This is a genomic window from Nostoc sp. DedQUE04, from assembly GCF_034530995.1.
Taxonomy (GTDB): domain Bacteria; phylum Cyanobacteriota; class Cyanobacteriia; order Cyanobacteriales; family Nostocaceae; genus Nostoc.
Genome location: NZ_JAVRCA010000006.1, coordinates 71,533 through 77,329 on the forward strand (window position 1 = coordinate 71,533; position 5,797 = coordinate 77,329).

At 43.5% G+C, this 5,797-nt stretch carries 1 protein-coding gene and 2 pseudogenes; all 3 read left to right on the forward strand.

The annotated features are described in order from the left end of the window. A pseudogene (locus RM049_RS05835) lies at window positions 1-1,511 on the forward strand (S-layer family protein); the annotation flags it as partial. 53 nt (window positions 1,512-1,564) lie between these two features. Beyond that, entirely contained in the window at window positions 1,565-4,147 is a 2,583-nt protein-coding gene (locus tag RM049_RS05840; RefSeq protein ID WP_322703509.1) for a CHAT domain-containing protein, read from the forward strand. A 278-nt stretch (window positions 4,148-4,425) separates the two neighbouring features. Further along, a pseudogene (locus RM049_RS05845) lies at window positions 4,426-5,797 on the forward strand (filamentous hemagglutinin N-terminal domain-containing protein); the annotation flags it as partial.

The window sequence follows — 5,797 nt, forward strand, 5'->3', positions numbered from 1 at the left end:
CATTACGAGACGGCGCTCAACTAACTGCCTCAACTTCGGGACTTGGGAATGGGGGGAATGTGACAGTGCGGGCACTCAATGCTGCTTCCCTCGCAGATGCTTCTATCCTCAGTACGGTGTCAGCAGGGGGTGTAGGTCAGGGAGGTAATATCGACATCAATGCTGCTTCTTTCTCATTACGAGACGGCGCTCAACTAACTGCTTCAACTTCGGGGCTTGGGAATGGAGGGAATGTGACAGTGCGGACACTTAATGCTGTTTCAGTGGCTAGTAATGCTTCTATCCTTAGTACAGTAGAAGCAGGGGGTGTAGGTCAGGGAGGTAATATCGACATTAATGCTGCAAGACTATCACTAATTGATGGCGCTCAACTGGCAACCGCTACTCGTAAAGCATCTAATACCCAGCCAGCAGGACGGGGGAATGCGGGGAATGTCAATGTTAATGTTACAGGTACTGTTGATATTGCTGGGGAGAAAAATGGTTTCAAAAGTGCAATTTTCAGCAGTGTGGAAACAGGGACAGTTGGCAATGGGGGTAACATTACTATCGATTCCGGTGACTTCTCATTACGCGATGGTGCTGCGCTTACTGCCTCAACTTCGGGACTTGGGAATGCAGGCACAATTAAAGTTAATGCTGCTGATTTTTTCACCATTTCTGGCAAGAGTTCAAGCTTTAATAGTGGCTTGTTCGTTAACTCCCAAAGTCCAACGGGTACTGCTGGAGATATTATCGTCACCTCACCCAAAGTTACCTTAGATAACAGTGCTACACTTAACGCCCAATCTGCATCGGGTAACGGTGGCAACATCAACTTACAAACTGATTTACTGCTTCTGCGCCGTGGCGCTCAAATTTCCACTACCGCAGGCACAGCACAAGCTGGTGGTAATGGTGGCAACATTACCATCAATGCCCCGTCGGGCTTCATTGTTGCTGTCCCAAGCGAAAATAGCGACATCACTGCTAATGCTTACACAGGTACAGGTGGTAGAGTAGATATTCAAGCCTTTGGTATCTATGGGATTCAACCCCGCTCTAACCCAACTTCTCTTTCGGATATCACCGCTAGTTCTGAGTTTGGTGTAAACGGCATTGTCGAACTCAATACACCCGGTATCGATCCCAACAGTAGCTTAGTTAATTTACCGACCGTACCAGTTGATACTCAAGTAGCACAGACCTGTAGTGCAGGTAGCGGTGTAGCTAAGAGCAGTTTTACAATCACTGGACGCGGCGGTTTACCACCTAATCCAGGTGAAACCCTCAGCGCTGACGCAGTGCAGGTAGATTTGGTGACTCTCAACTCAGAAGTAGGTAAACCCTCTACTCCAGCAGTCTCCACAAATCTCACTAACCCAACACCACATCGCATAGTAGAAGCTACTGGTTGGGCGATCGCTGCTAATGGCGATATAATTCTCACTAATTCTGCACCCATCACGCCTCATTCTTCCTGGCAGAAGACAGCCGATTGCCGTGCGTTAAATCAACACCAGGGAGGTTGAGCAACTTCCACTGTCTATTTTTAGTAAAGACACGGTGCGAGGAGGGCAAAAACATGGCAAGGAAAAAATCTAGATTACGGATAATCAAACGCTTTTTAAGTGTACTGCTGCTTTTAGCTATGTTCTTAGGCGCTCTTTTATTGCCCCCCACTTTCGCACATGTAACTGCGGAAAACTCCAATGTTCAAAGCTTGGCTGATGCCCAAAACTTGGTGAAACAGGGGAGAAAATTCTATGAAGCCGAGCAATTTAATGATGCAACTGCAACATGGCTACAGGCTATCTCTGCGTTAAAAGGCCGTGGGGATGAACTTACACAAGCGATGATACTGGGCAATTTATCATTAGCTTATCAGCAATTGGGACAGTGGTCACAAGCAGAAAGTGCGATCGCTCAAAGTCTTAACTTATTACAAACTGCTAAAGACACCAAAGACTCCTCGCAAATTCTAGCTCAAGTCTTAGATATCAAAGGTCGTCTGCAATTGGCTCAAAGCAAAGCTGAAAATGCCCTGGATACTTGGCGACTCTCAGCTGAGATTTATACAAAAATAGGCGATGAAAGGGCGGTTATTCAAAATCAGATTAACCAAGCGCAAGCTTTGCAAGCTTTAGGGTTTTATCGGCAAGCTGAGAAGACGTTAAGGCAAAGTACCCAGATTCTTCAAAGTCAACCCAACTCACCTGTTAAAGTCGCAGCTTTGCATAGTCTCGGCAATGTCGTCCAAGTCACTGGTGATTTAGAAACATCTCGGCAGATATTGCAGCAAAGTTTAGAATTAGCTTCATCCTTGCCAGATCGAAAAGCGATCGCTGATATTCTCCTCAGTCTGGGTAATACAGCCCGCGTACAGCAAGACACGCAAAAAGCTATAGAATTCTATCAACAAACTATCAAAACTGCAACCTCACCCACTACACGCATCCAAGCTCAAGCCAATCAACTAAGACTACTACTGAAAACTGAGCAATTGTCAGCTTTTCAAACATTGTCTTCTGAAATTAAAACTCAGCTTAACGATTTACCTTTGAGTCGTACAGCAATTTCTGCCCGCATTAACTTTGCCCAAAGTTTAATGCAATTCCGAAAAAAAATTGCCGCAGACACTCCCTCATGGTTGGATATTGCTCAATTACTGGCAACTGCTATTGAGCAAGCAAAAAGTTTGCAAGATAGACGCACCCAATCCTATGCTATTGGTGTTTTAGGGCAAGTTTACGAACAAACTCAACAGTGGTCTGATGCCCAAAACCTCACCCAACAAGCCTTGCTCATCGCTCAAGATATTGATGCTAAAGATATTGGCTATCAATGGCAATGGCAACTAGGACGTTTGCTGAAAACTAAGGGAGATATCAAAGGAGCAGTATCAGCTTACACAGAAGCAGTTAATAATCTCCAAGCCCTCCGCAGTGATTTAGTTGGTGTCAATTCTGCGGTGAAATTTTCCTTTCGAGAGGAAGTTGAACCAGTTTATCGACAGTTGGTTGATTTACTTTTGCAATCTGAAGGTAACTCGAAACTGAGCTTTGAAAATCTTCAAAAAGCCAGCAATACAATCGAATTACTCCAAATAGCAGAACTAGAAAACTTCTTTCGCAACAACTGTTTAAATGCTCAAATTCGTAATCCAAAAAAAGATCCAACGGCAGCAATTATTTATCCATTTATTTTGCCAGATCGACTAGAGATCATCATCGAGTTGCCTCAACAGCGTTGGTTGCACTACACTACTCCTGTAGTTAAAAAGGAAGTCGAAACTACTTTAGCGCAACTACAGGAAAATTTACCCAAACCCCACACCCTGCGACAGGTTCAGTCTTTATCCCAGAAGGTTTACAAATGGATCGTTCAACCTGCTGAAGCTGCCTTAGCTGAAAGTAACACTCCTACTTTGGTGTTTGTGCTAGATGGCTGGTTGCGGAATATTCCGATGGCAGCTCTCTACGATGGCAAACAGTATTTAGTTGAGAAATATAATATTGCACTCACCCCCAGTTTGCAACTGATTGAACTCAAACCAATGGAGAAGGAATTAAAGGCAATAGCCGCAGGATTGAGTGAAGCAAGTTCGGGATTTTCTGCACTACCCAACGTCAAACTTGAATTAGAAGAAATCCGCTCACAAGTCCCTAGCAGCATCCTTCTAAATCAAGAATTTACCAGCAAAACTTTGCAAAACCAAATTAATTCTTTATCTTTCCCGATTGTTCATCTTGCAACTCATGGTCAGTTTAGCTCCAAGGCTGAGGAGACATTTATTGTTGCTTGGAATGAGCGTATTTATGTGAAAAAGTTAAATGAGTTAGTGCGAACAATAGAGCAAAATAGACCCGAAGCGATTGAATTGCTCATTCTTAGTGCCTGTCAAACAGCAGCTGGGGACGAACAAGCTGCACTGGGAATTGCTGGTGTCGCTTTTCAGGCAGGCGCACGCAGTACGATCGCTTCTTTATGGAACTTAGATGATGAGTCTACTGCGATGTTGATGAATCAATTTTACCAAGAGTTAGCCAACAAAAATCTGACTAAAGCTGAAGTACTCCGTCGCGCCCAGCTAGCTCTGTTGCAAAATCCCAAATACAAACGTCCCAGGTTTTGGGCCCCCTATGTTCTGCTAGGTAATTGGCTGTAGTTTTATATAAGTCAGATTGTATTGCAATCTGGTTTTTTTTCATCGAGCTGCAATTCGATTGTATTGGGTAACAATGCCATTGTTTTGGCTAACAATACGATTGTTTCGACTGATGAATTATATTGTATAAATTTATGTAAACAAATTAGTCAGTTTTGCGTAACATTAAGGCGATCGCAACTGAAAATTATCAGAGGTGACTGCAACCACTGTAAACCCACATTAGTGGTGTGACATAACCAAAAGTTCCGCAACTGCTGTTTGCTTAAAGGGGTGCAATGTCTAAGATAAGTATTGGTTGGGGCTGGTTTATCGGAATTGCAATATGTGGTTCAAGTATTTGCAGTCCAAATTGCGCTTTTGCCCAAATTATCCCGGATGGCACTTTGCCTAATAACTCTAGTGTCAAATTAGAAGGAAACAACAGCATCATTGAAGGAGGAACCCAAGCAGGTGGCAACTTGTTCCACAGCTTTCGGGAATTTTCTGTCCCGACTAACGGCGCTGCTTTGTTTAATAATAGAGTAGATATTCAAAATATTATCAGTCTCTAATATTGATGGATTAATTGGCACTAAGGGCACAGCTAATTTATTTTTGATAAATCCTAATGGGATTATTTTTGGTCAAGGTGTGAGGCTAGATATTGGTGGTTCTTTTGTCGGGACGACAGCTAATGCACTTGCATTTGGTAATCAAGGTTTTTTTAGTGCTACAAATCCAGAAAGTTCTTCATCCCTGCTGACGGTCAATCCTTCCGCTTTACTATTTAATCAAATCAAAACCGCATCTATCGAAAATAACTCAGTTGGTTTGGGCGTACCAGATAGCAATAGTTTGCTGTTGGTAGGCGGTGATATCAAAATGGATGGTGGAAGATTGTTTGCTTATGGTGGGCGAGTTGAGTTAGGTGGGTTAGCAGGTGCAGGAACAGTTGAATTGAATGGCAATGGTAATAATCTGAGTTTGAGTTTTCCCGATAGTGTAGAAAGAAGTAATGTTTTCCTTAGCAATAACGCTAGAGTAGATGTAATAGCTGGTGATGGTGGAAGTATCGCAGTTAATGCCCAGAATTTAGAGATGACAGGACAGAGTGGACTGTTGGCAGGGATAGAAAGTGGGCCGGGTTCTAGTAATAGTAAGGCGGGAAATATTGAAGTTAATGCAACTGGAGCAATTAGTCTTGATAATGGGAGTCAAATTGCTAATCAGGTGCGACTAGAAGCAAACGGGCAAGGTGGCGATGTCAAAATCAATGCTAGCACGTTGCAAGTTAAGGGTGGGGCACAGGTGAGTACTGGTACTTTTGGTGCAGGTAAGGGTGGAAATTTAACTATTGATGCCCAGGATGTGCAAGTGATTGATGGAAGTGCCGATCAGTCTCTCATTCCCAGTGGCTTGTTTGCTTCCGCAGAGTCAAACTCAGGAGATGCAGGAGACTTGACTATTAAAACTAATACCTTGCGAGTTTCGGGTGGGGCAGTTGTGAGTGCTGGTACATTTGGTGCAGGCAAGGGGGGAAATTTAACCGTTGATGCTATTGATGTGCAACTTATTGGTACAAGCGCTGATAATCAGTTTCCCAGTGGCTTGTCTGCTTCAGCAGTGCCAAACTCAACAGGGAATGCGGGTGATTTGAGGATTACAACT